This window comes from Phycicoccus sonneratiae (genome assembly GCF_016887965.1).
Lineage (GTDB): Bacteria > Actinomycetota > Actinomycetes > Actinomycetales > Dermatophilaceae > Phycicoccus > Phycicoccus sonneratiae.
This window is the reverse complement of record NZ_JAFDVD010000006.1, coordinates 101,483-124,633: the sequence shown is the minus strand read 5'-3', so window position 1 is coordinate 124,633 and position 23,151 is coordinate 101,483. Positions and strand designations below refer to the sequence as shown.

Here is a 23,151-nt window from a genome sequence, read left to right as displayed (position 1 = left end):
TCAGCGGTCCTCGGTCGCGGGGCAGTCACCTACGGTCATGCAATCTATAACGCTCGGTTATTCCCGGAGGCGGCGTCCACGATCTGGTCGGAGGGCCTATCATCGAACACGTGTTCGATGACGCGGGGCCGGGTGGGGGGCCACCGCTCCGCGCGCCGACCCCCGCGGCACCCGCCCGGCGGCGCTCGGGGGCGGGCGCCACCGGGGCCGGGGGGCCGCCCGGCTGGCCGCAGGGCGTGCCGCCGCCCGGCACGCGCGGCTGGGAGCACCGGGCGGTCGCCTGGCTGCTCGACCACTGTCCGCCGGACTACCGGCTCTACCCGTCGTGGCGGCGGCACCCGGTGGCCCTCGGCTGGCTGGCCGTGCGCCACCTCGACGCCCAGCTCGAGGCGATGCGCTCGTCCTACCGCGAGGTGCGCGTGGCCCTCGTCGACGACATCGGCCCCGAGGGGGTCACCCAGGTGCTCGCCGACCTCGAGTGCGAGGGGGTGCGGCTCGTCGCGGCGCGTCGCTCGGCCGGGCTGCTCCTCGACGCCCTGCGCGGGCTCGAGTTCGTCCCGCGCCTCTAGGACCGGTCGCGGAGCATCTGCTCCATGAGTGCGATCTCCGAGGTCTGCGCCCGGCTGATCGCCCCGGCGAGGGTGCGGACCTCGTCGGTGCGGGCGTCGGCGAGGGCGGCGTCGGCCATCTCCACGCCGCCGCGGTGGTGGGCGATCATGAGCCGCAGGAAGATCCGGTCGGCCTCGGCACCGCGTGCCGCCCGCAGCCCGTCCAGCTGCTCGGGGGTCGCCATCCCCGGCATCGGCTCGCCGGCGGCCGTGTGCGCCGCGTGCTCGCCCCCGACCCAGGCCATCGGGGCGCGCTCGCCGGTCTGCGGCAGGCCCCACTGGACGAGCCATCCGTACATCTGGCCGGCCTGCTGCTGCTGGCTCGTGGCGATGTCGTAGGCCAGCGTGCGCACGTCCTCGTCGGTGCTGCGGTCGCGCACGAGGAAGGCCATGTCGACGGCCTGCAGGTGGTGGGTCTGCATGTCGCGGGCGAAGCCGGCGTCGGCCCCGAACTCGCTGACCCGCCCCGGGGCGCTCGCGCGCTGGACGAGCAGGGTCCCGCCGATGCCGAGGAGCAGGGCGACGACGGCGACGAGCGCGACGAGGGCCCGTCCTCGACCGGGACGTGCCTCGGCGACCTCGTCGACCTCGGCGGTCGGGTCGGCAGGCGTGCTCACGACGTCGGCTGGGTGCCCGCCGCGGCCGACGGGTAGGTGCCCTCGGTCCCGTCGCTGCCGCCGGTGCAGGCCGCACCCGGCTCCGGGGTCTGCGGTCCGGTGCGGTACTCGCGGACGAACTCGGCCAGCCGCGGGTCGTCGACGCCGGTGAGCTCGAGCTGGACGCCCCACGCCGAGGCGACGACGGGCGCGCTCAGGCCCTCGAACGGCGAGACGACGACGTAGGTGTCGGGGAGGGCGGCGACGAGCCGCTCGACCTGGTCGGCCGGGAGGTCGGGGCGGTAGGTGACCCAGACCGCACCGTGCTCGAGCGAGTGCACCGCCAGCTCGTTCTTCACCGGCTGGTCGTAGACGCCGCAGTTCAGCCAGATCGGGTTGTGGTCGCCGCCGAGCGGCGGGGACTGCGCGTAGTCGACCGGGGTGGTCACGTGGTTGCGGCTCAGCCGGTCGACGGTCGTCACGGCGTCGAGGGAGGGGCGGCTCGCGGCGTCGCGCCGGATGACCACCGCGACGACCGCGACGAGCGCGACGACAACCGCGAGCACCCCACCGACGACGAGGAACCGAGTGCGCCGCTCGCGGGCACGCTGGGCCTTCTGGACCTCGGCGAGGGCGCGGGCGCGGGACGACGACGGCACGGGGACCTCCGGACGTGGGGCCCGGGCAGGGATCCGGGCGTCGCCCTCCCCAGCGACCGGGCGGCCGCGGGAGTTCCCGGGTGTGTTCGCGACGTGCCCGGCGGCTGGAGGTTCTCCGCGGGTGCCCGGCGCGGTGCGGGTGGGGGCAGGCGCAGCGCCTAGACTCGTCGGGTTCGACCGGACCCGGTCCGGACCCCCGACAGCGACGAGGAGATGGGCGCGGTGAGCCTGCTGGAACGGATCGGCGGTCCCCGCGACCTCAAGGCGCTCCCGGCGGCGGACCTGCCGGCGCTGGCGCAGGAGGTCCGCGAGTTCCTCGTCGACCAGGTCGCCCGCACCGGCGGCCACCTCGGCCCCAACCTCGGCGTCGTCGAGCTGACCATCGCCCTGCACCGCGTCTTCGACAGCCCCACCGACGCCATCGTCTTCGACACCGGCCACCAGTCCTACGTGCACAAGCTGCTCACCGGGCGCCACGACTTCTCCGCGCTGCGCAAGGAGGGGGGCCTGTCCGGCTACCCGAGCCGCGCCGAGTCCGCGCACGACGTCGTCGAGAACTCGCACGCCTCGACCTCGCTGTCGTGGGCGCACGGCATCGCCGCCGGCCGCGTGGTCCGCGGCGAGAAGAACCGGCACACGGTGGCGGTCATCGGCGACGGCGCGCTCACCGGCGGGATGGCCTGGGAGGCGCTGAACAACATCGCCGCGGAGACCGACCTGCCGCTCGTCCTCGTGGTCAACGACAACGAGCGCTCCTACGCCCCCACGCGCGGCGGCCTCGCCGACCACCTCTCGACGCTGCGCACCACCCGCGGCTACGAGCGCTTCCTCGACTGGGGCAAGCGGAACGTCTCCCGCACACCGGTCGTCGGCGGCGCGATGTACGAGACGCTGCACGGCGTCAAGAAGGGCATCAAGGACATCGTCGCCCCGCAGGGGATGTTCGAGGACCTCGGCCTGAAGTACGTCGGCCCGGTCGACGGCCACGACGAGCAGGCCATCGAGAACGCTCTGCGCAAGGCGCGGGCCTTCGGCGGGCCGGTGCTCGTGCACGTCATCACCCAGAAGGGCCGCGGCTACGACCCCGCGATCTCCGACGAGGCCGACCAGTTCCACGCCGTCGGGGTCATCAACCCCGAGACGGGTCTGCCGCTCGAGATCGCCGGGCGCAGCTGGACCGACGAGTTCGCCGACACGATGGTCTCGCTCGGGGAGGAGCGCAAGGACGTCGTGGCGATCACCGCGGCGATGATGATGCCCGTCGGCCTCCAGCCGTTCTGCGACCGCTTCCCCGAGCGCACCTTCGACGTCGGTATCGCCGAGCAGCACGCGCTGACCATGGCTGCTGGGTTGGCGTTCTCCGGCCTGCACCCGGTCGTGGCCGTCTACGCGACGTTCCTCAACCGCGCCTTCGACCAGCTCCTCATGGACTGCGCGCTGCACAAGGCGGGCGTGACGGTCGTCCTCGACCGTTCGGGCGTGACCGGGCCGGACGGCGCGTCGCACCACGGCATGTGGGACATGACCATCTCGGGCGTCGTGCCGGGGCTGCACCTCGCGGCGCCGCGTGACGGCCAGCAGGTGGCGGCGGCCGTACGGGCGGCGGTGGACATCGCGGATGCGCCGTCGGTCGTGCGCTTCCCGAAGGGCACGGTTGCCGACCCGATCGAGGCGGTGCGCACCGTCGACGGCGTCGACGTCCTCAGCGAGCCGGACTCGGGTGACGTCGAGGTCCTGCTCGTCGGGGTCGGCTCGATGGCCGTCACGTCGCTGACGGCGGCGGAGAAGCTGGCCGCCGAGGGCCACCGGGTGCGTGTGGTCGACCCCGTGTGGGCCCTGCCGGTGCCCGAGGCGCTGGTCTCGCTGGCGCGCGGCGCCGGTCGAGTGGCCGTCGTCGAGGACAACGTCGTGGTCGGGGGCATCGGCTCGCAGGTCACGCAGGCGCTGCGCGACGCCGCGCTCGACGTGCCCGTCGACACCTTCGGCATCCCGCGCCGCTTCCTCGACCACGCCTCGCGTGGCCAGGTCCTCGACGCCGTGGGGCTCACCCCCGACGCCGTGGCGTCCGCCCTGCGCTCGCGCCTAGCCTGACGGCGTGGTGACGGTCGCGGGCGGCTCGCCGGAGGAGGTGCGGGCCGCCTACGACGCGATCGCCGAGGACTACGCAGCGGCCTTCCCCACGACCGAGCCCGAGCAGCCGGTCGACCTCGCGATGGTCGACCACTTCGTCGGCTGCGTGGTGGGTGGCGGCGGACGCCGCGTCCTGGACGCCGGCTGCGGCACCGGCCGGATGGGCCGCTTCCTCGCCGACCGCGGCTGCTCGGTCGTCGGCGTCGACCTCTCGCCGGGCATGCTCGCGATGGCCCGCCGCGACCACCCGGACCTCGACGTGCGCGAGGCGTCGATCACGGACCTGCCGTTCGAGGACGCCTCCTTCGAGGGAGTCCTGTTCTGGTACAGCCTCATCCACCTGCCCGACGAGGCGGCGGCCGTGGCGCTGGAGGAGGCGGCCAGAGTGCTGCGGCCCGGCGGGTACGTGCTCGTCGGGTCGCAGAAGGGCGAGGGGACCTTCGACGTCGGAGCGGTGCTGCGCGAGCGCGGCCACGACGTCGCCCTGACCCGCTGGCACCGCGGCCCGCGCGAGCTCCTCGACCTGCTCCACGGTGCCGGTCTGGAGCGCACCGCCCGCCTGGTCCGCGAGCCCCTCGGCCGCGAGCGCCACGGCCAGGTCTTCGTCCTCGCCCGCCGACCCTGAAGGTGCCCCACTTCGCCCACTTGGGGCTACCCGCTGAAGCTCGGTGACTCGCTCACAGGCCTCCGGCCGACTGCACGCTTCCCGCCCTGCGGGCTTCTGGATCGCACCCGGCCGCGGCGACATCAACGCCCATTGCGTGCATGCATGGAGGGATGACGACACACTGGGGTGGAAAACGAGTGCCGGTGCTCGACACCGTAGGCGCCGTTGAAGCATGATGGTACATGTGTACGAATCGGGCGAGGTGGGGCCATGAGCGACAAGTCGGCGATCGAGTGGACTGAGGCAACCTGGAATCCCGTGACGGGTTGCGACCGGATCTCCGAGGGCTGCGATAACTGCTACGCGCTTGCCCTCGCCAAGCGGCTGAAGGCGATGGGCGTTCAGAAGTATCAGAACGACGGCGACCCACGAACGTCAGGCCCCGGATTCGGTGTCACGGTTCACCCAGCGGCCCTCGACCAGCCGCTGCGGTGGCGTTCTCCCAGAGTCGTATTCGTCAACTCGATGAGCGATCTCTTTCACGCGAAGGTGCGCGCGATGAACCGTGATCTGACATTCGCCGGAGTCATCGTGCTCGCCCCGAGTGAGGCGGACGAGTCGCCAACCTCCGAGCAGAAGGCCGTGCTGGACGCTCTCCACCTGCGCAAGATCGACCTCGCCGACCGCGTCGTGATCGTGAACCCGGCGGGTACGTCGGAGAGTCGACACGGAGAGAGATCGCCTACGCCCAGGCAGCCGGCAAGCCGGTAACCTTCACCGATTCCCCCTGACCGCGAGCGGTGCGCTACCGGACCCTCGTTGAACGTGGAGATCTGCTGCTTTCCGCCGCGAGTTGGTAGTGGTGTACGTCCGACACACTGGCGTTGCCGGAGATACGGCGTCTCCGTCTCGAGGCCAAGCCCAGGGACCTGACGCTGTCCCAGCGTTCACCTAGCATCGACGCATGGCTACTTGCACGGCGCCTGTCTACGGCCACCGCAGGGCGACCGCTGCGGCGAGGTGCCCAGTCTGCCGACACGGCGCTTGGCGGCAGCCGCCTGGCGCCGACACGGACCGCACCGCCGAGCTCCTGGAACAGTTGCCCGACACGGACCGCACCGCCGAGCTCTTGGAACAGTTGCCCGACACGGACCGCACCGCCGAGCTCTTGGAACAGTTGCCCGACACGGACCGCACCGCCGAGCTCTTGGAACAGTTGCCCGACACGGACCGCACCGCCGAGCTCCTGCAGCAGTTGGCCGACACGGACCGCACCGCCGAGCTCCTGCAGCAGTTGGCCGACACGGACCGCACCGCCGAGCTCTTGGAACAGTTGGCCGACACGGACCGCACCGCCGAGCTCTTGGAACAGTTGGCCGACACGGACCGCACCGCCGAGCTCCTGCAGCAGTTGGCCGACACGGACCGCACCGCCGAGCTCCTGCAGCACTTCATCGAGGAAGGTGACCAGGGAAAGCGTGACCAGAAGGGCGGTACCCGATGAGCATCAGCTTGCGATGTGTTTCAGCACGTCGAGCTAAGTCATCCCGCCAGTTGCCGGGTCCGGCCGCCTGAGAGCACCCCGCGGACGGTGTCGCCGTCTTATGCTCAGTCGGTGTCTCAAAGCAACCCTTTCGATGGTCTCAATGATTTGAGCGCTGGAGTTCAACGGCAAGCCGAGTTTGCCGCCACCGTGGGCGGGGAATTCGACGAAGCGAGTGAGGCGCGGTACGCAGAAGCGGAACGCAAACACACCGAGGTCGTCAGAGCGACAACGGAACTTGCCGACCTTCTAGATGATGTAGGCGCCGCCACGATTAACGTCTCCACCGCCGTCAAGGATGTCGAAGGTGCAGTCCGGCATGTGGAAGACGCTGTCGCCGGGATGCGCCACGACGTGAGCGAAGCACTGGTGGATGTGACTGCTGCTGTGGACCGGATGAACGCGGCTACTTCCCGCCTGATGTGGGTGAGCATTGTGGTCGCCAGTCTTGCAATCGTGGCGACCGTGGCCTCGGCGATCCTCCCGTAGTTCGACCGTATGCTGGAGGCGTGCGCCACGGGCCCCTACCTCAGGCCGGCCCGCAAACCGCTGCGCACCGCTGAATCGCTATGTTGGCTCGCCTTTGCTATCAGGAGCCGGGTGAAGGCGCCGGACCGACCTCCGCTGACGCTAGGCGGACTTGCGTCATATCGCCGCTAGCGAGCCGGGCGGGCGTTCCGACCGAGCCGCGGAGTCAGCAACTTGCTCTCCCAACGCGACTCAAGCTGATCGATCGACTCGTCGGGAGTGTGGTCGCCTTCCACGCGGCCTCGCCCGAGCCGGCTGTCGTCGTGCCGGATGAGGCGCATCCTCCCCATATCCCCCCCCGCCGAGAGCGAGCAGGTCATTGAACGTCAGCATCCGTTCCTCCACGACGCCGGGCAAAGTGCGCCGCGATTGCGCCTCGCGTGTTCGTCGCCGGGTCGTTCTCCCCGGTCCGCTTGACCCAGCGAGGACCCCGACAGAAGGTGTGGAGCGAACCCCGAGCGTATGCCCTCTTCGCGGTTAGGGTTCACGACCATGGACGGGCAGCCCCAGGACAAGCTCTACTCGTCGGCACTCCAAACGATCGGCGCAGTCTCGAAGCTGCCCGTGGTGCGCGTGGATCGTAACGAGTTCCTGCGCAGGCACTTCGCGGACTCGCCCTACCTCGACGTCATCCTCGAGAACGGCCCGCCGGCCGTCTACACGCCTGAATCGCTTCGGCGAAAGGCCGACAAGATCGTCAAGAGCAGCGCTGCAAAGACCTCGCTGACTTCCTTCGCCACCGGGCTTCCCGGGAACCCGGCGCTGATGGTGGCAGCCGGAGGAGCAGATGTTGCGCAGTATTTCGGCTTCGCGATCAACTTGGCGCAGCAGATCGCTTACCTGTTCGGGGAGGACGACCTGTTCGATGGTGGAGCCGGACAACTTTCAGAGCAAGCCCAGATCCGGGTCATCGCGTACCTCGGAGCAATGTTCGGCGCCGCCGGTGCGGCGGCTTTGGTCTCCCAGACGTCGAAGGCGGCTGGGGCCAACATCGGGAAGAAGGTCGCCAGCCAGGCGCTGACCAAGACGGTCTGGTACCCGCTGGTGAAGAAGGTCGGAGCGCTTGTTGGGAAGCAGGTCACCAAGAAGACAGTTGAGAAGACAATCACCAAGGCAGTGCCCGTCATCGGCGGAGTCCTTTCGGGAGGATTGACGTACGTGACGTTCCGCCCGATGGGTCATCGCCTGGCAGACACCTTGGTCATGAATCTGACTGGGGAGTTCGCCGACGATCTCGAACTGAGGCAGGAGCTCGCATCGACGAGCGACGCGGCTGCGAAAAGGGATCCGAGGTCCTCGGACAGCGAGGAAGCGGTCTAGCTCTCGGTATCTTGCCGACTGAAGCCTTGTGGACCGCCGAGGTTGGAGCGCGTGTCCCTAAAGCCCTTGCCGGCGTCGCCGGAATGCTCTGCCGGGCACGCTGGCTCAGCTCTCCCGGGCAATTGTCAGCGACCCGTCGCTTGTGGGCGGCTCAGGCCCCGTAGGCCCGTCCTGTGACGAGTAGTCGGTTGAGGAGAGGCTGACAGGGTGGACCGGCTCGCGCTCCTCGGACATGGTCGGAGACTCGGTACGCAGCCTTGGCGGAGCTGCAGACCACGTCTTGAGGTCGCCCAGCACGCTGGCGTAGAAGGTGTCGGCCGCCGTGAGGACGGAGTCGATGAAAGCTCCGCGACCCCGTCCACGTTTGCTCCCCAATGGACTGGTGAGGGCGATCCGGAAGGAACGGATCTCGCGCGCCGGGTCGGTCACCAGGACGGCTGGGTTGTCTCGGACGGTCCGCAAAAGTTCGGCGCTCGATGAACCCCGTGAACGGGCGGTCATGCACTCAATACGGGTGGACTCGGGCGCGTTCTTCAGCTGGCGGACGAGCCAGTTGACCCGGGTAGTGGCTCGTCCTTCCCCCGGCGCATCGATGTCCACGTGGCAGGTGACCTGACCGGCTCGGAGGTCCGCCGTGATGACGAGATGACCCGCGGTATCGGGGATCCGAATGGTTCCCGAGAGCTGAGCGGAGGACGCGAGCTGCTGCGTCAGGGCAACCGATCGGAGCGAGGGGTCGGACAGTTCTCTGCGGGACAGCACGGGGACCACTTCGGTGCCCAGTCGGCGCCCAAGACTGAGGCTCGCGAAGCGCAGGAGGGCGTCGAACCGAGCGACGACGGTGGGTATCCCCTTGTCAGATGCTCTGAGCGTCCCGGCTGCGACCGAGTCGCGCACGGCCGTCCACGACTCGCCCATGTCGTCGAATTCCAGGGCGCCGCTGCGGGTGTGCTCGAGGTAGCGAATGAGCTCCCCGAGGATCCACGCCTGGTCTGGGTCCGCCACACCACGGAACTCCTTCTGCATCACCGCTTCGGCTAGCACCTGTGACCACGAAAGATGGTGCAGCTCAACCTTGCGGAGCTTGCGCTTGTCGACCTTTGTCGGATGCTGGCCGGCGACGGCGGGAATCTCGTTGCTGATCGTCAGAAGCGCGTCGAAGCCCTGCTCCCGGGCAATGTCCAAGTAGTTCTCGAGCTGTTCCGTGGCCAGGTCGTTGCTTCCGGTCTTAACCTCCACGAGCGCTGTCCACGACTTGGAGCCTCGCGAAACACGGATCAGACCGTCCGGGTAGACCCTCTTGTCTCCCAGCATGAATGGCACCTCGATGTAGCACTCGACCGCACCGGCCGGCGCACCGAGAGGCTTGAGGACGGCACGGTTGAACTCCTTAACAGCGCCGAGGACCGCGAGCAACGCCGACGTCGCTCGTCGTTCCTGCTCCTCAGCCCCGTTGATGCCAGACGTCGGAATCAGACGTGCCTCGTGCCAAGTCTGCTCAGCCATTCGTCATCGCTCCCCGGTGTGACAGATGTGGTGCACGCACCGTACCCAGATGCCGCTGTCATAGCGCGCACGCCGCGGCAGATGAACCAGCAGGAAGGGGCAAGGGGACTTGAACAGTGAGAAACAGTCACGGGCAAGGACGCGTCCTCCCACGCCACAAGTTCTCATCGCCGGTTACAGCTGATCCTTGATGCCCGCGAGGGATGTGTCTTTCCGCCGCGAGCTGGGCTATCGCGTTCGCGGCATGAGCAGTCACACCGATGCAAGGATCAGACAGTGACGCTGCCCGCCGACGCCCACATCCTCGAACTCCTCGTGAACCGAGATGGGCTTCCAACGCTCGTCACTTTGGAGAACGGCGCAACGATCACTGTGTACAACATCGCATGGGGCTACGACATCGGCGACGAGTACGCCCACGTCACCACCAACGTCAGCCCCGAGGTTGATGGAACCGCCATTCACTTGTTCTTGACCAGCGAGGTTAGGTCGATCTCTGACCCAGATTCCGGCGAGACCCTAGGTTGAACCGACCCGTCCGTATCTCGGCAGTTCCGGTCGAATCTCCGGTCGCTGGGACCTAGTGCATACCGCCGCCTGACGGGCGCCCGCATACGGAGTGAGCATGCAAGGCTGCACCATGCCGCTCACGAATTCATGGCTTGCCGGCGACAGCCCGACCCGGCGACTGCCCCGAGAGGTCCTGGAGGAGCGGATCCTGAACCTTCTCTCGACCCACAACACGGCCGTCATCGCGACCGTGAACGACGACGGCTCCCCAAATGCCACCCCGGTGCGGTACTTCAACCTGGGCTTCGAGATCGTCTACACCAGTTGGAACGGGTCCGTGAAGTCTCGCAACCTTCGCCGTGACGTTCGTGTTGCAGCCGGGATCGTCGCGCCGCTGGTGGGCCAGGCCAGCAGTCGGGGCGCCCAGATCTTCGGCACGGCTCGGACGGTGGAGCGCGACGACCCCGACGCAGACGAGTACTGGGAAGCGGTCCGGTGGCAGTCGGATCACGTGGAGCGTGGGCGGTCTCTTGACCAGCCGCCGCGGGATCCCCTGACGGTCATCAAGGCCCACCGCATCGTGTACACCGAGCACTGGCTCCGCCGCGAAGGGTTCGCTCCCCGACAGACGTGGACCGAGACATCTCAGGGCTGACCGACTCTCCCTCGTGTAGGTGAGTCACACCGTCGCGTGACCGCACCCGAGGCCCGAGGTCGGATGGGGAAGCACTGATCGCCTTCCGCCTTGGATGAAGTCCATCCGGCACCGTTTGTCACGCAGGCGGGTCCATGATCGGAAGCATGCGATATGTGCTCCTGACGTGGAATCCGGGCCCTGATGACTCCGACCAGTACACGCCACAGGAGTGGCTTGAACGGATGGTTCTCCCGCTCCAGCTGGGGCAACAGCCCGACGGCGATCGGTGGAGCATCGGCACGAATTGGCGAGCGATCGCGAAGGGTGACCTGGTGTGCATGCTGCGTCAGGGCAGCCACGGACGGGGGATCGTGGCGACGGGCGTGATCACTAGGGGTCCGTTCCTAGCACCGCATTGGGATTCAACCAGGACAGGCAAGGCTCATTATGTGAACGTCGCATGGGGTCGTGCCATGCCTATCAACGAGATGATCACCGTGGCTGAGCTCGAAGCGCGAGTGCCGGGGTTCGCCTGGGGCCAGATCTACAGTTCAGGGCGCATCGTTGAGGGTGAGGCAGGGGCCGCGCTGGCCGAGTTGCTGGGCCAGGGACCGCCCAGGGGGCGTGGGGCCAAGAAGGGGCAGCAATTCGGGACCGTTGAACACAACCGCCTTGTCGAACTCGAGGCGATGCGCGTGGTCACGCGGGACTACGAGTCAAGTGATTGGACGGTCGAGGACGTTTCGGCAAAGAAGCTGGGATGGGACATCGAGGCCCACCGGGGCGGCGCCCGACTGTACGTCGAGGTAAAGGGAGTGACTGGCCCTGATCCGGCGTTCTTCCTCACCGCGAACGAGCACAGGGCCGCGGCCGAACAGGCTGGCTGGATCACCGTGGTCGTGACGGGCGTATTCGGCCCCAAGGTGTCCTTGTCCACGCTTACGGCCGCCAACGTCTTGAATGCCGCTCGCCCGACCCAGTACCGAGTCACGCCGTGACCCACCCGAGCGCGGAAGGTGCGTCTAACCGCCGCGTGTGACTCCCGCCGCCCTTGCGGCTCGACCGTCGTGCGGGGAGGGATCTCATGCGAGAACGCTCGCTACCACGAGTGGTCTCGAATACCAAGGCTGCCCCAGCGGAACGGCTGGGCCAGTCCAAGGCGCTGCGCGCCCAGAGTCAGCCGAGACCCTTGCCGTCGCAGTCCCGGCAGACATCCTTTTTGGGGTAACCGCCGTGCCATGCCCCGCAGACCCTGCACTTGAAGTTCGCGCCCTTCTCCGCATCGCCCTGGCCCATGTCGCTCCTCCAACCGGCAACTCCACCAATATCGAACGCAACCGGAGCCTAGCCGTCGCCATCGCCTTCTTGGGCGACTTCAGTCACTGTCGCGTCGACTCAGCTAACCCGCGAGGCTCGAAGCACTGTTTGCGCGGTTCCCCCACGCCGCAGGCCCCGAGGCGCGGGATCTGGATCGCGTCACACCGCCGCCTGTCGCGAACCGACCACCTTCGCCTCTCAGCAGCGGCGTGAAGGTCGGTCACTTTGGGAGACCGACTCGTGCTTCCAACGAGAGCGACCCTGGGATCCGGCGAGAACCGACCATTGACAGACCTCGGTTCCTGGGGATAGGCAGCGTTGCGTGAGTGAACGTCCTATGCCTTCGCTTGATTGGGCGGGCATATGGGTCGACGTCGCTCGCCAGCTCCGCCAGCATCGAACATCGGGCCGTGGACACCTCCTCACGGAGGATGCAGTTCGCATGTGCACGGTGCTGAGCCTTCAATCTGCCGGGATCCCTCCAGCGAACCTGCGCATCGAGGTCGTCGATCCGGTGCTCAAGGGCGGCAAGGTCGATCTCGTCGTGACTGACGTGGCTGGGCGGACCATCGTGGAGATGAAGTACCCCCGTGGCTCCCGAACAAGCGTTTCGCCCGACACCATGACCCTTGGCGAACTGCTCAGAGACTTCCTTCGCGTGGCACTTGTCCCGGCTGCAGACCGGTGGGTGGTGTTGGTCTTGGAGCCCAGCCTGAGGCGGTACCTCGCTCGTCGTGACGCGGCTTGGTGGACTGAGAGTCCTGGCGGAGCGGTGGTGCTGAACCGAGGTGAGTTGGAGTCTCTGCCCAAGACCGCGCGCGACGCGATCGGGCCGCTGCAGTGGCTACTGCCAGTGCAGGCGACATGCGTGGTCGCCGAGCCGGTGGACCTCGATCTCGCACTTTTCGCCTACCAAGTCGATGCGCCAGGCTCTGAAGTGGTGGGAGCACGACTCATGAGTGTTGAACGCGCTGCCCCGGAAGCCGGCCTTCAGATCAGTCGAACACGCTCTGGAAAGGCGACAGCCCGCTCTGAGATCTTGGCGGCGATCAATTCGCTTATCGCTCGATCGGGCCTGCATGAAGTTGCCGTCCAAGACGTCGTCCACGAGATGCGGCGTCGCGGAGCGCGCTATTCCGACTCGACGGTGCGGACCATGATGACCAGCCACATGTGCGCGCAGGTTCATGGCCCCAACATCGCGGCATACGACGACCTCGACCGCGTAGATCGAGGCACTTACAGATTGCGCCTTCCCCACTGACGCTCAAGCGACCCGCGTACGAAGCCCGAGCGCGAGCGGACCCGGGCACACTTGCGTCGTTTCGCCGCGAGACGGCGACAGCACCGGGAAGCGTCACAGCTGAGAGGATCGGGTCGTGCGCTACGGCGAGTTCGTCAGACTCCGGCTGCTCGCCATCGTGTTCGTGGTTCCCTTCCTGTTCGCGGTAGGGACCGCGGTGGACGGCGGCAGCGGCTGGGGATGGTGGCTAACCGGCGCATTGGCCTGGCTGGGACTGTGGTGCTTCGTGCTCCTCAGGGTCTATCGCCGGCAAGAGTGACCAGCGGCAGTCCGCACAACCAGGTGGGCTCTTGACGGGGACCGGCCAAAGCGCTGGCGGTAGCGCGTGCCACTGGGCTGAACCACGTGAGTCATAGCGCCGTGAGAGGGGCCTGCTCACCGTTCGCGCAGCGGAACGACCGGTGTTGGCGACCTTGTAGACGGAATCGTCTACCGGGACGTACCGTGGTGGTATGGCCGAAACGACGACGATCCGCATCAGCCGGGAAACTCATGCCCGGGTCACTCGGCTGGCGGCCGAGCGCCACGAGACGATCGACGAGACGGTGAGCAGCGCGCTGCGAGCGCTGCGCCAAGATGCCCTGGGTCAGGACCTGAGCGAGGAGCTCACCGACGAAGAGACGGCCTGGCTCGATGCTGACGCCGGGTGACGTTGTCGAGCTCGACCTCGGCACCCCGGCCGGCAGCGAGGCGGGGCTGCGTCGCCCCGCGGTAGTAATCACTGCCGCACGAGTGCTGGCGGGCGGGCCCAACGTCGTGCAGGTAGTGCCCCTGACCCGAACCATCCGCTCCAGCGGCGCAGAAGTGGTCATCGAGCCCGACGACGTCAACCGCCTCTCGGCGCGCTCCTCGGCCCAGTGCCAGCACGTGCGGTCCGTGGCCACCACGCGGATCAAGCACCGCACCGGCAACGTCGGCCCGGTCGCGCTCCGCGAGGTCCGCGAGACCCTCGCGCTCCTCCTGGACCTGTGACGAGAGCCGATCTTGGCGTTCATCTGGCCGTGCGCAGGGTGTCCTTGATGTCCTTCTTGAGGACCTTGCCGACGGTCGAGCGAGGGAGGTCCGGCCAGACCTCGACCTGCTTGGGCGCCTTGACCGACCCGATCCGCTCCTTGACGAAGGCCGCGACCTCCTCAGGGGTAAGGGAGCGGCCCGCCACCGGCTGGACCACCGCCACCACCCGCTCGCCCCACTTCTCGTCCGGCAGGCCGACGACGGCGCAGTCCTGGACGTCCGGGTGGGCGAGCAGGGCCTGCTCGACCTCGGTGGAGTACACGTTGAAGCCGCCGCTGATGATCATGTCCTTGGCCCGGTCGACGATGAAGAGGTACCCCACCTCGTCGAGGTAGCCGATGTCGCCGGTGTGGTGCCAGCCGTGCAGCGAGGCCTCCGCCGTCGCCTCCGGGTTGCGGTAGTAGCCCGGCGTGACGAGCGACCCGCGCACGACGATCTCGCCCCGCTCGCCCGGCGGCAGCAGCCGACCGTCGAGGTCCATGATCCCGACGGTGACGAGCGGCGTCGGGCGCCCAGCCGATGCCAGCCGCTGCCGCGCCACCTCGCCGGAGGCGGTGAAGTGCTGGGCCGGCGACATCGTCGAGATCATCATCGGCGCCTCGGTCTGCCCGAAGAGCTGTGCCATCACCGGGCCGATCCGGGTCAGCGCCTCCTCGAGCTGGGACACCGACATCGGGGCCGCGCCGTACCAGAAGCACTGCAGCGAGGAGAGATCCGTCGTGTCGAGCGCGGGATGCCCGAGCACACCGTAGATGACCGTCGGCGGCAGGAACGTGTGCGTGACCCGGTGCTCCTCGATCAACGCGACGAACCGCCCGATGTCCGGCGCACGCATCACGATGACCTCGCCGCCGAGGCTCATCATCGGGAAGCAGAGCACCCCCGCGGCGTGGGTGAGCGGCGCCAGGGCGAGGTAGACCGGCCGGCCATCCTCCGGGAACGGGTAGCTCATCAACGTGAGCGCGGTCATCGTCTCGAGGTTGGCGCCGGTGAGGACGACGCCCTTGGGCCGGCCGGTCGTGCCGCCGGTGCCGACGATCATCGCGACGTCGTCGACGGGGTGGCGGTCGATGACGTCCTCTTCAGCGGGGGCGAGGAACTCCTCGAAGCCCAGCGCGCCGTCGACCTCGGCGTCGAGGCACACCCACGTGCGCACGAGCGGCAGGTCGCCGCGGATCTGCTCGACGAGCCCGGCGAACCCGGACTGGAAGAGCACGAGCGTGACGTCGAAGAGCTCGAGCAGCTCGCGGTTCTCGGCGGCCACGTTGCGCGGGTTGACCGGGCACCACACGGCCCCGGCCCGGCTGATGCCGAACACGCACGTGAAGGCGACCGGGTCGTTGGCCGAGATGATCGCCACCTTCTCGCCCGGCTCGATGCCCCGGGCGGCCAGCGCCGCGGCCACCCGGGACGACAGCTCGCGCACCTGCTCGTAGGTCATCGACGACCCGTCGGTGGTCAGGCACGGCTCATCCGGCCCCAGTGAGGCTCCCTTGTCGAGGTAGTCGACGAGACGCATCCCCACGTCAGGAGGCCCGGCTCACATGCCCATGCCGCCGTCGACCGGGAGGCCGATGCCGGTGATGAACTTGGCGGCGTCCGAGGAGAGGAAGACGACGGCGTCGGCCATGTCGTCGACCTGGCCGAGCCGCCCCGACGGCGTCAGCTCGATGACGGCACCGACAGCGGCCTCCGGCGAGGGGAAGAGGCCGATCTCGGCGACGTCGTTGGCCAGGCCCGCGCCCATCGCGGTCGGGACGAGCCCGGGGTAGACGCAGTTGACGCGCACGCCGTAGCCGAGCTTGCCGGACTCGGTGGCCGCGACCCGGGTGAGCCGGTCGACGGCCGACTTGGTGGCGGAGTACACAGCGATGCCGGGGAAGGCGATGGTGGCCGCGACCGAGGCGATGCTCGTGATGGCCCCGCCCTTGCCGGCCGCGCCGCCGGGGCGCATCGCCCGCAGGCCGTGCTTGAGGCCGAGCGTCGTGCCGAGCACGTTGACCTCGAGCATCTTGCGCACGTCGTCGGCCTGGACCTCGGTGATGAGGCTGGTGATCTCGATGCCGGCGTTGTTGACGAGGATGTCGAACCCGCCGAGCCGCTCGACGGTGGCGGCGACCGCGGCCTCCCACGAGGACTCGTCGGTGACGTCGAGGTGGACGAAGCCGTGGCCGTCGCCGAGGGAGGCGGCGGTCTGCTCGCCGGACTCCTGGACGTCGCCGATCATCACCCGCGCGCCCGCGGCGGCCAGCGCCTGCGCCATTCCCTCCCCGAGCCCTTGGGCTCCTCCCGTGACGAGAGCGGTGCGTCCGGACAGGTCGTACGACGTCATGGGCTCGGCTCCTTTGCCTGGGCTCCCGGGTGGATGACCGCAGCCTCCACCAGAGTCTTGACACTCGTCAAGACTCTGGCCGGTTCCGGCCCTACGATGGCCGCGTGACCCCCACCCGGCAGGATGCCCCGCCGCGCGCCGCCCGCGACGAACGGACCCGCGAGGCCCGCCGCGACGCGCTCGCCGAGTCCGCGCTGACCACCCTCGGCGAGCTCGGGTACGCGCGCACGTCGCTGCGAGAGATCGCCGCCAACTCCGAGTTCAGCCACGGGGTCGTCCACTACTACTTCCGCGACAAGACCGAGCTCATCACCTACTGCGTCCGGTACTACAAGGCCCGCTGCGTGCACCGGTACGACGGCGTCGTCGCGGAGTCTCGCACCGCGCCGGAGTTGCTGATCGCGTTCTCGGACAAGCTGGTCGAGACGATCGTCGACGAGGCGCCGATGCACCGTCTCTGGTACGACCTGCGCACGACGAGCATGTTCGAGGAGGCCCTTCGCCCCGACGTCGTCGCCATCGACGCGAGCCTCCAGGACATGGTCTGGCGGGTCGTCTCGCGGTACGCCGAGCTGGCCGGCCGCCCGCTCGTCGTCACGCCCGGCGTCGCCTACGCGATGCTCGACGGCGTCTTCGAGCGGTGCCTGCTGCGGCACCTGGCGGGGGAGCGCGACGCCCTCGACGAGTTGCGCGCCGCGGTCCGAGGCGCCCTGCCGCTGCTCCTGCGCGCGGACTGAGCGGCGGCGTCAGCCGGCGGCGGTGCGGGGGTGGCGGGTGACGTCGTAGCCGTCGGCCAGGCCGCTCACGAGCACCTCGACGAGGGCGGGGACGTCATCCGGGTCGAGCCGCACGGTCGAGACGCAGACGTTGTCCCGCCAGACCGAGAGGACGACCACCCCGGCCTCGTGGTGCCAGGTGGCGCGCAGCGCGCGGCCCTCGCCGCGGGTGTCGGGGACGACCCCGGTGCGAGCCGGTCCGGGCGCGCGCTCCATCCACCGATTGTGCGGCAGCGGCCCGTCACCTGTCCACGGTCCGTGCGCAGTAACAGGCAGAGCGCGGGGGTGGGGGCGGCGCTGTGCGGCGCCGCAGGGGACGGTGAGGCCTCTGCCTGTCGGTGCGCCCGGGGCGCAGGGCTCAGGCGTCGTCGGGGCGGGTGAAGGCCGACGCGTACGACGTCTCGCCGACGGCGATCGAGTACTCGGCGTAGTAGTCGCTGATGCCGTGCCGCTGCGCCTCACGGTGCCGCGGGTGGTCGCGCCACCCGCGGTGCGACTCCGCATCGGCGAACGTGACGATGGTCGCCCGCTCGCCGTCCTCGGCCACGAAGGTCTTGGTCTCGACGAAGCCGGGCATCGAGCGGGCGAGGTCGGCGACCACCTCCAGCTCGGACCGGTAGGCATCCTCGGCCTCGGCCCGCAGCCGGTTCCGGAACACCGTCACGACCTGGCCGACGAGCGGCCGCCCGACCTCGCCCACGTCAGATGTCGCGGAAGGTCTCGATCGTCGCGCCGAGGGCGTTGAGCCGCTCGGCGAGGTCCTCGTAGCCGCGGTTGATGACGTAGACGTTGCGCAGCACCGACGTGCCCGGCGCGGCGAGCATCGCGAGGAGCACGACGACACCCGGGCGCAGCGCCGGCGGGCACATCACCTCGGCCGCACGCCACTTCGGCGTCGGGCCGGTGATCATCACGCGGTGCGGGTCGAGGAGCTGGACCTGCCCGCCGATCTTCGTCAGTTCGGTGAGGTAGATCGCGCGGTTCTCATAGACCCAGTCGTGGATCATCGTCGTGCCCTCGGCGCAGGCCGCGATGAGCGCGAAGAACGGCAGGTTGTCGATGTTGAGCCCGGGGAAGGGCATCGGCGCGATCTTGTCGACGGGCGCGGTGAGCGGCCCGGGGTGGATGGTCAGGTCGACGAGCCGGGTGTGGCCGTTCTGCGCGAGGTACTCCTCGGTGGTGTCGAACTGCAGCCCCATCTCCTCGAGGGTGGCCAGCTCGATCTCGAGGAACTCGATCGGGACCCGCTCGATGGTGATGGTCGACTCGGTGACGACCGCGGCCGCGATGAGGCTCATCGCCTCGATCGGGTCCTCGGAGGGGGAGTACTCGATGTCCATGTCGACCCGGCCGACCCCGGTGACGACGAGCGTCGTCGTGCCGATGCCCTCGATCTGCACCCCGAGGCCCTGGAGGAAGAAGCACAGGTCCTGGACCATGTAGTTCGGGGAGGCGTTGCGGATGGTCGTCGTGCCCTCGTAGCGGGCGGCGGCCATGAGGACGTTCTCGGTGACGGTGTCGCCGCGCTCGGTGAGCACGATGGCGCGCTTCGGGTGGCGGGCGCGGTCGACCTCGGCCTCGTAGAAGCCGTGGGTGGCCTGGACGTCGAGGCCGAAGTGGCGCAGCGCCGACAGGTGCGGCTCGACGGTGCGGGTACCGAGGTCGCAGCCGCCGGCGTAGGGCAGCTGGAAGGCGTCGTACTCGGCGAGCAGCGGGCCGAGGAACATGATGACGGTTCGCGTGCGGCGCGCGGCCTCGACGTCGATGCCGGCGAGGTCGAGGCGCGTCGGCGGCACGATCTCGAGGTCGTTGCTGTCGGGGAGCCAGCGCACCCGGACCCCGATCGAGGTGAGCACCTCGATGATCCGGTTGACCTCCTCGATGCGCGCGAGGTTGCGCAGCGTCGTGCGGCCGCGGTTGAGCAGGCTGGCGCAGAGGAGGGCGACGGCGGCGTTCTTGCTCGTCTTGACCGGAATCGAGCCGGACAGCTTCTTGCCGCCGACGATCCGCAGGTGCTGGGGGCCGGAGTGGCCGAGCGAGACGAACTCGCTGTCGAGCTTCTCGCCGACGCGGGCCAGCATCTCGAGCGAGAGGTTCTGCTTGCCCTGCTCGATGCGGGCCACGGCGCTCTGGCTCGTGCCGAGGAGGTCGGCGAGCTCGTTCTGCGTCAGGCCCTGGTGCCGGCGGGCGTCCCGGATGAGGGTGCCGATCCGGGTCAGGTACGTGTCGGAGGTGGTCGTCACGCGCTCCATCGTAGATCACATGTGAGATATCGCGAGTTTCGCGCACCCCGGCTCTCAGCCGTGTCGCAGGTGGCGCGCTGACCTGCGACGACGGCGCGGACCGGATGGCCTGCGCCGTCGTCGACGGGTGGTCAGGCCGGGACGCTGGCCACGCCGTGGGGGAGGATGCGCCGGCCGAGCACGCGCTCGGTGACGCCCTCGCGGTCGAGCAGCGGCACGATCCCGCCGTTCCAGAACTGGAAGCCGGCGCCGGTGATCATCGCGAGGTCGATGTCCATCGGGGCCTCGACGACGCCCTCGGAGAGCATCAGCCCGACCTCCTCGGCGATGGCGCCGAGCACCCGCTCGCGCACCGCCTCGACCGACAGCTCGACCGGCTCGGCCGGCTTCTCGCGCAGCGCCTCGACCTCGGGGTCCGGCACCGGCCGGCCGCGCTCATCGGTGGCGTAGTACCCGCGCTTGCCGGCCTCGACGAGGCGCCGCAGCGTCGGGCTGACGAAGAACCGGTCACCGAAGGACCGGTGCAGCGTCTCGCTGTTGTGCAGCGCGATCGCCGGCCCGACGAGGCCGAGGAGGACGAACGGCGGCATCGGGGCCAGGCCGGCGACGGCGCGGTCGGCGACCTCGACCGGCGTGCCCTCGTCGACGACGCGCGAGTACTCGCCCATGAAGCGGCCGAGGAGGCGGTTGACGACGAACGACGCCGAGTCCTTCGAGCGGATGCACGTCTTCTTCAGGCCCTTGCCGACCGCGAAGCCGGTGGCGAGGGTCGCCTCGTCGGTGCGCTCGCCGGGGATGACCTCGAGGAGCGGCATGACGGCGACGGGGTTGAAGAAGTGCAGCCCGACGACCCGCTCGGGGTGCTGCAGCCCGCTCGCCATCTCGGTGATGGACAGCGACGAGGTGTTGGTCGCGAGGACGCACTCGGCCGAGACGACCGCCTCGACCTCGGCGAAGACCTGCTGCTTGACCGCCATCTCCTCGAAGACGGCCTCGATGACGAGGTCGGCGTCGGCGAATCCGTCCTTGCTCGTCGACCCGGTGACCAGGCCCTTGAGGAAGGACGCCTTGTCGGGGGAGAGGCGGCGCTTGGCGAGCAGCCCGTCGACCTCGGCGTGCACGTACCCGACGCCCTTGGCCACCCGCTGCTCGTCGAGGTCGGTCATGACGACCGGCACCCCCAGGCGCTGGGCGAACAGGAGCGCGAGCTGGCTGGCCATCAGGCCGGCGCCGACGACGCCGACCTTGGTGACCGGCCGGGCCAGCGCCTTGTCCGGTGCGCCGGCGGGCCGCTTGGCGCGCTTCTGCACGAGGTCGAAGGCGTAGAGGCCGGCCCGCAGCTCGTCGGACATGATGAGGTCGCCGAGCGCCTCGTCCTCCGCGGCGAACGCGTCCTCGCGGGAGGCGGTGCGCGCGGCTCGCACGAGCTGGACGGCCCGCAGCGCACCCGGCGCCCGGCCGGCCGTCTTCGCGACGACGACCTTGCCGGCGCGGTCGCACGCGGCGTCCCAGGCCTCGGGAGAACGGTCGACCTCGGCGCGCTGCACGGTGACGGCGCCGGTGAGCACGCCGGCCGCCCAGCGCAGGGAGTCCTCGAGGAAGTCGGCGGGCTCGAGCAGCACGTCGGCGATGCCCAGCTCGGCGACCTCCTTGGCCTTGAGCATCCGGTTCTGCGACAACGGGTTCTCGATGACGACCTTGAGCGCCGCCTCGGGTCCGACGAGGTTCGGCAGCAGCCAGCAGCCGCCCCAGCCGGGGAGCAGCCCGAGGAAGGTCTCGGGCAGCGCGAACGCCGGCACGCCGGCCGACACGGCGCGGTAGTCGGCCGAGAGGGCCAGCTCGACGCCGCCACCCATCGCCGCCCCGTTGACGAACGCGAAGGTGGGGACGGGCAGGTCCATGAGGGTCGCGAAGGCGCGGTGGCCGGCCTGCGCGATCTCGACGGCCTGCTCGCGCTGCGTGACGTACGGGATGCCGGACAGGTCGGCGCCGACGGCGAAGACGAACGGCTTGCCGGTGACGCCGACGGCCTGGATCTCGCCGGCCTCGGCGCGGGCGCGGAGGCCGTCCAGGGTGGCCTGGAGCCCGGCGACACCCTCGGGGCCGAAGGTGTTCGGGCGCGTGTGGTCCTTGCCGTTGTCGAGCGTGACGAGGGCCAGGGTGCCGGCGCCGCCGGGCAGGGCGACGTCCTGCACGGGAGTGCGGGTGACGACCTCGGCGGGCACCGCGGGGGCCTGGGTGGTGGTGGTCATGGCTCAGGCGTCCTTCCGGTAGTCGGCGTGGTGCGGGTTCTCCCAGATGACGCAGCCGCCCATCCCGATGCCGATGCACATCGCGGTGAGGCCGTAGCGCACCTCGGGGTGCTCCTCGAAGTGGCGGGCCAGCTGGGTCATCAGCCGCACGCCGGAGGAGGCGAGCGGGTGGCCCGTGGCGATCGCGCCGCCCCAAGGGTTCACGCGCTCGTCGTCGTCGGCGATACCGAAGTGGTCGAGGAAGGAGAGGACCTGCACGGCGAAGGCCTCGTTGAGCTCGAAGAGGCCGATGTCGTCGATGGTCAGGCCGGCCTTGGCGAGGGCCTTCTCGGTGGCGGGGACCGGGCCGATGCCCATGACCTCGGGCTCGACGCCGACGAAGGCGTGCGCGACGAGGCGCATCCGGACCGGGAGGCCGAGCTCGTCGGCAGCCGCTTGGCTCGCGAGGAGGCACGCCGTGGCGCCGTCGTTGAGGCCCGCCGCGTTGCCGGCGGTGACGTTGCCGTGCGGGCGGAACGGGGTCTTGAGCGCGGCGAGCTCCTCGAGCGTCGTGCCGGGGCGCGGCGGCTCGTCGGCGGTCGCGAGCCCCCACCCCTTCTCCGCGTGCCGGGTCGCGACGGGCACGAGGTCGGGCTGGACCTTCCCGGCCTCGTACGCGGCGGCGAGCTTGCGCTGGCTGGCGACGGCGAACGCGTCGGAGCGCTCCTTGGTCAGCTGCGGGAAGCGGTCGTGGAGGTTCTCGGCGGTCTTGCCCATGACGAGGGCGGACTCGTCGACGAGGCGCTCGGCGACGATCCGCGGGTTGGGGTCGACGCCCTCGCCCATCGGGTGCCGGCCCATGTGCTCGACCCCACCGGCGACGGCGACGTCGATGGCCCCGACGCCGATGGCCGAGGACACGGTCGTCACGGCGGTCATCGCGCCGGCGCACATCCGGTCGATCGAGTAGCCCGGCGTCGACTTCGGCAGCCCGGAGAGGAGGGCGGTCATCCGGCCGAGGGTCAGGCCCTGGTCGCCGATCTGCGTCGTCGCGGCGATGGCGACCTCCTCGACCCGCTCCTTCGGCAGCTCGGGGTGGCGGCGCAGCAGCTCGCGGACGCACTTGATGACGAGGTCGTCGGCGCGGGTCTGGGCGTACATGCCCTTCTCGCCGGCCTTGCCGAAGGGGGTGCGGACGCCGTCGACGAAGACGACCTCCTGGAGCTCACGGGGCACGGGTGGCCTCCCTGGTCGGGTGCGGGGAACGGCCCGAGAAACCCGGGCCGGTCCG

25 protein-coding genes are annotated in these 23,151 nt (G+C 69.5%); 15 read left to right on the top strand and 10 right to left on the bottom strand.

Annotated elements, in window-relative coordinates; translation table 11 throughout:
* Positions 1-110 precede the first annotated feature (110 nt).
* On the top strand, positions 111-569 hold the full coding sequence (locus tag JQN70_RS05335) for a hypothetical protein (RefSeq protein WP_239110653.1): 459 nt from the start codon (positions 111-113) through the stop codon (positions 567-569).
* Here the strand turns inward: JQN70_RS05335 and JQN70_RS05330 are convergent.
* Together JQN70_RS05330 and JQN70_RS05325 are read right to left on the bottom strand one after the other, a co-directional pair.
* Positions 566-1,225: a DUF305 domain-containing protein gene (locus JQN70_RS05330; protein WP_204130285.1), complete on the bottom strand. Its 660-nt coding sequence runs from the start codon at positions 1,223-1,225 to the stop codon at positions 566-568. The two genes, JQN70_RS05335 and JQN70_RS05330, sit on opposite strands and share 4 nt — an antisense overlap.
* Positions 1,222-1,863, bottom strand: coding sequence for a thioredoxin-like domain-containing protein (locus JQN70_RS05325; RefSeq protein ID WP_204130284.1), 642 nt, complete (start codon positions 1,861-1,863; stop codon positions 1,222-1,224). Before JQN70_RS05325 ends, JQN70_RS05330 begins: the two co-directional genes overlap by 4 nt.
* Before the next feature lie 222 nt (positions 1,864-2,085).
* On the opposite strand from JQN70_RS05325, the gene dxs reads away from it, so the two are divergent.
* The 6 genes from dxs (at position 2,086) to JQN70_RS05290 (ending at position 7,991) form a co-directional block, all read left to right on the top strand.
* Positions 2,086-3,954 carry a 1-deoxy-D-xylulose-5-phosphate synthase gene (gene dxs / locus JQN70_RS05320; RefSeq protein ID WP_204130283.1) on the top strand — a complete coding sequence of 623 codons (1,869 nt, stop codon included), beginning with the start codon at positions 2,086-2,088 and terminating at the stop codon, positions 3,952-3,954.
* 4 nt (positions 3,955-3,958) lie between these two features.
* Complete coding sequence (locus JQN70_RS05315; RefSeq protein WP_307835833.1) at positions 3,959-4,618, top strand: class I SAM-dependent methyltransferase; 660 nt, start codon at positions 3,959-3,961, stop codon at positions 4,616-4,618.
* 252 nt (positions 4,619-4,870) lie between these two features.
* A complete protein-coding gene (locus JQN70_RS20815; RefSeq protein ID WP_307835832.1) occupies positions 4,871-5,371 on the top strand; it encodes a DUF5131 family protein in 501 nt (166 codons plus the stop codon).
* Positions 5,372-5,699: 328 nt separating this feature from the next.
* Entirely contained in the window at positions 5,700-6,104 is a 405-nt protein-coding gene (locus tag JQN70_RS05300; RefSeq protein WP_204130282.1) for a magnesium transporter, read from the top strand.
* Positions 6,105-6,215: 111 nt separating this feature from the next.
* Complete coding sequence (locus JQN70_RS05295) at positions 6,216-6,632, top strand: hypothetical protein (RefSeq protein ID WP_204130281.1); 417 nt, start codon at positions 6,216-6,218, stop codon at positions 6,630-6,632.
* 531 nt (positions 6,633-7,163) lie between these two features.
* Positions 7,164-7,991: a hypothetical protein gene (locus JQN70_RS05290; RefSeq protein WP_204130280.1), complete on the top strand. Its 828-nt coding sequence runs from the start codon at positions 7,164-7,166 to the stop codon at positions 7,989-7,991.
* A 105-nt stretch (positions 7,992-8,096) separates the two neighbouring features.
* On the opposite strand, the gene JQN70_RS05285 is transcribed toward JQN70_RS05290, so the two are convergent.
* Positions 8,097-9,497 carry a hypothetical protein gene (locus JQN70_RS05285; protein ID WP_204130279.1) on the bottom strand — a complete coding sequence of 467 codons (1,401 nt, stop codon included), beginning with the start codon at positions 9,495-9,497 and terminating at the stop codon, positions 8,097-8,099.
* A gap of 276 nt (positions 9,498-9,773) precedes the next feature.
* Here JQN70_RS05285 and JQN70_RS05280 point away from each other — a divergent pair, with 276 nt between their 5' ends.
* The 7 genes from JQN70_RS05280 to JQN70_RS05250 all read left to right on the top strand — a co-directional run bounded on the left by JQN70_RS05280 (position 9,774) and on the right by JQN70_RS05250 (position 14,236).
* Positions 9,774-10,025 carry a hypothetical protein gene (locus JQN70_RS05280; protein ID WP_204130278.1) on the top strand — a complete coding sequence of 84 codons (252 nt, stop codon included), beginning with the start codon at positions 9,774-9,776 and terminating at the stop codon, positions 10,023-10,025.
* A 112-nt stretch (positions 10,026-10,137) separates the two neighbouring features.
* On the top strand, positions 10,138-10,662 hold the full coding sequence (locus JQN70_RS05275) for a pyridoxamine 5'-phosphate oxidase family protein (protein ID WP_204130277.1): 525 nt from the start codon (positions 10,138-10,140) through the stop codon (positions 10,660-10,662).
* A 146-nt stretch (positions 10,663-10,808) separates the two neighbouring features.
* Positions 10,809-11,642 (top strand): protein NO VEIN domain-containing protein, encoded by an 834-nt coding sequence (locus tag JQN70_RS05270; protein WP_204130276.1) that lies wholly within the window; start codon positions 10,809-10,811, stop codon positions 11,640-11,642.
* A 761-nt stretch (positions 11,643-12,403) separates the two neighbouring features.
* On the top strand, positions 12,404-13,225 hold the full coding sequence (locus JQN70_RS05265) for a hypothetical protein (protein WP_204130275.1): 822 nt from the start codon (positions 12,404-12,406) through the stop codon (positions 13,223-13,225).
* 115 nt (positions 13,226-13,340) lie between these two features.
* Positions 13,341-13,523 (top strand): hypothetical protein, encoded by a 183-nt coding sequence (locus JQN70_RS05260; RefSeq protein WP_204130274.1) that lies wholly within the window; start codon positions 13,341-13,343, stop codon positions 13,521-13,523.
* Positions 13,524-13,716: 193 nt separating this feature from the next.
* Positions 13,717-13,914: a hypothetical protein gene (locus JQN70_RS05255; protein WP_204130273.1), complete on the top strand. Its 198-nt coding sequence runs from the start codon at positions 13,717-13,719 to the stop codon at positions 13,912-13,914.
* The gene (locus tag JQN70_RS05250; protein WP_204130272.1) at positions 13,898-14,236 is read left to right on the top strand and encodes a type II toxin-antitoxin system PemK/MazF family toxin; all 339 of its coding nucleotides are present in this window, start codon (positions 13,898-13,900) and stop codon (positions 14,234-14,236) included. Before JQN70_RS05255 ends, JQN70_RS05250 begins: the two co-directional genes overlap by 17 nt.
* A gap of 19 nt (positions 14,237-14,255) precedes the next feature.
* Here JQN70_RS05250 and JQN70_RS05245 read toward each other — a convergent pair whose 3' ends face one another.
* Both JQN70_RS05245 and JQN70_RS05240 read right to left on the bottom strand, forming a co-directional pair.
* Positions 14,256-15,797: an acyl-CoA synthetase gene (locus JQN70_RS05245; RefSeq protein ID WP_204130271.1), complete on the bottom strand. Its 1,542-nt coding sequence runs from the start codon at positions 15,795-15,797 to the stop codon at positions 14,256-14,258.
* 21 nt (positions 15,798-15,818) lie between these two features.
* Positions 15,819-16,610, bottom strand: coding sequence for an SDR family NAD(P)-dependent oxidoreductase (locus JQN70_RS05240; protein ID WP_204130270.1), 792 nt, complete (start codon positions 16,608-16,610; stop codon positions 15,819-15,821).
* A 104-nt stretch (positions 16,611-16,714) separates the two neighbouring features.
* On the opposite strand from JQN70_RS05240, the gene JQN70_RS05235 reads away from it, so the two are divergent.
* Positions 16,715-17,347: a TetR/AcrR family transcriptional regulator gene (locus tag JQN70_RS05235; RefSeq protein ID WP_204130269.1), complete on the top strand. Its 633-nt coding sequence runs from the start codon at positions 16,715-16,717 to the stop codon at positions 17,345-17,347.
* Positions 17,348-17,356: 9 nt separating this feature from the next.
* Here the strand turns inward: JQN70_RS05235 and JQN70_RS05230 are convergent, their stop codons facing one another.
* The 5 genes from JQN70_RS05230 to JQN70_RS05210 form a co-directional block, all read right to left on the bottom strand.
* Positions 17,357-17,602: a hypothetical protein gene (locus JQN70_RS05230; protein ID WP_204130268.1), complete on the bottom strand. Its 246-nt coding sequence runs from the start codon at positions 17,600-17,602 to the stop codon at positions 17,357-17,359.
* Between the two features lie 142 nt (positions 17,603-17,744).
* Positions 17,745-18,086 (bottom strand): antibiotic biosynthesis monooxygenase family protein, encoded by a 342-nt coding sequence (locus JQN70_RS05225; RefSeq protein WP_204130267.1) that lies wholly within the window; start codon positions 18,084-18,086, stop codon positions 17,745-17,747.
* 1 nt (position 18,087) lies between these two features.
* Positions 18,088-19,629, bottom strand: a complete 1,542-nt coding sequence (locus JQN70_RS05220) for a helix-turn-helix domain-containing protein (RefSeq protein ID WP_307835831.1) — start codon at positions 19,627-19,629, stop codon at positions 18,088-18,090.
* 131 nt (positions 19,630-19,760) lie between these two features.
* Positions 19,761-21,881: a 3-hydroxyacyl-CoA dehydrogenase NAD-binding domain-containing protein gene (locus JQN70_RS05215; protein ID WP_204130265.1), complete on the bottom strand. Its 2,121-nt coding sequence runs from the start codon at positions 21,879-21,881 to the stop codon at positions 19,761-19,763.
* 3 nt (positions 21,882-21,884) lie between these two features.
* Entirely contained in the window at positions 21,885-23,096 is a 1,212-nt protein-coding gene (locus JQN70_RS05210) for a thiolase family protein (RefSeq protein WP_204130264.1), read from the bottom strand.
* Positions 23,097-23,151 lie beyond the last annotated feature (55 nt).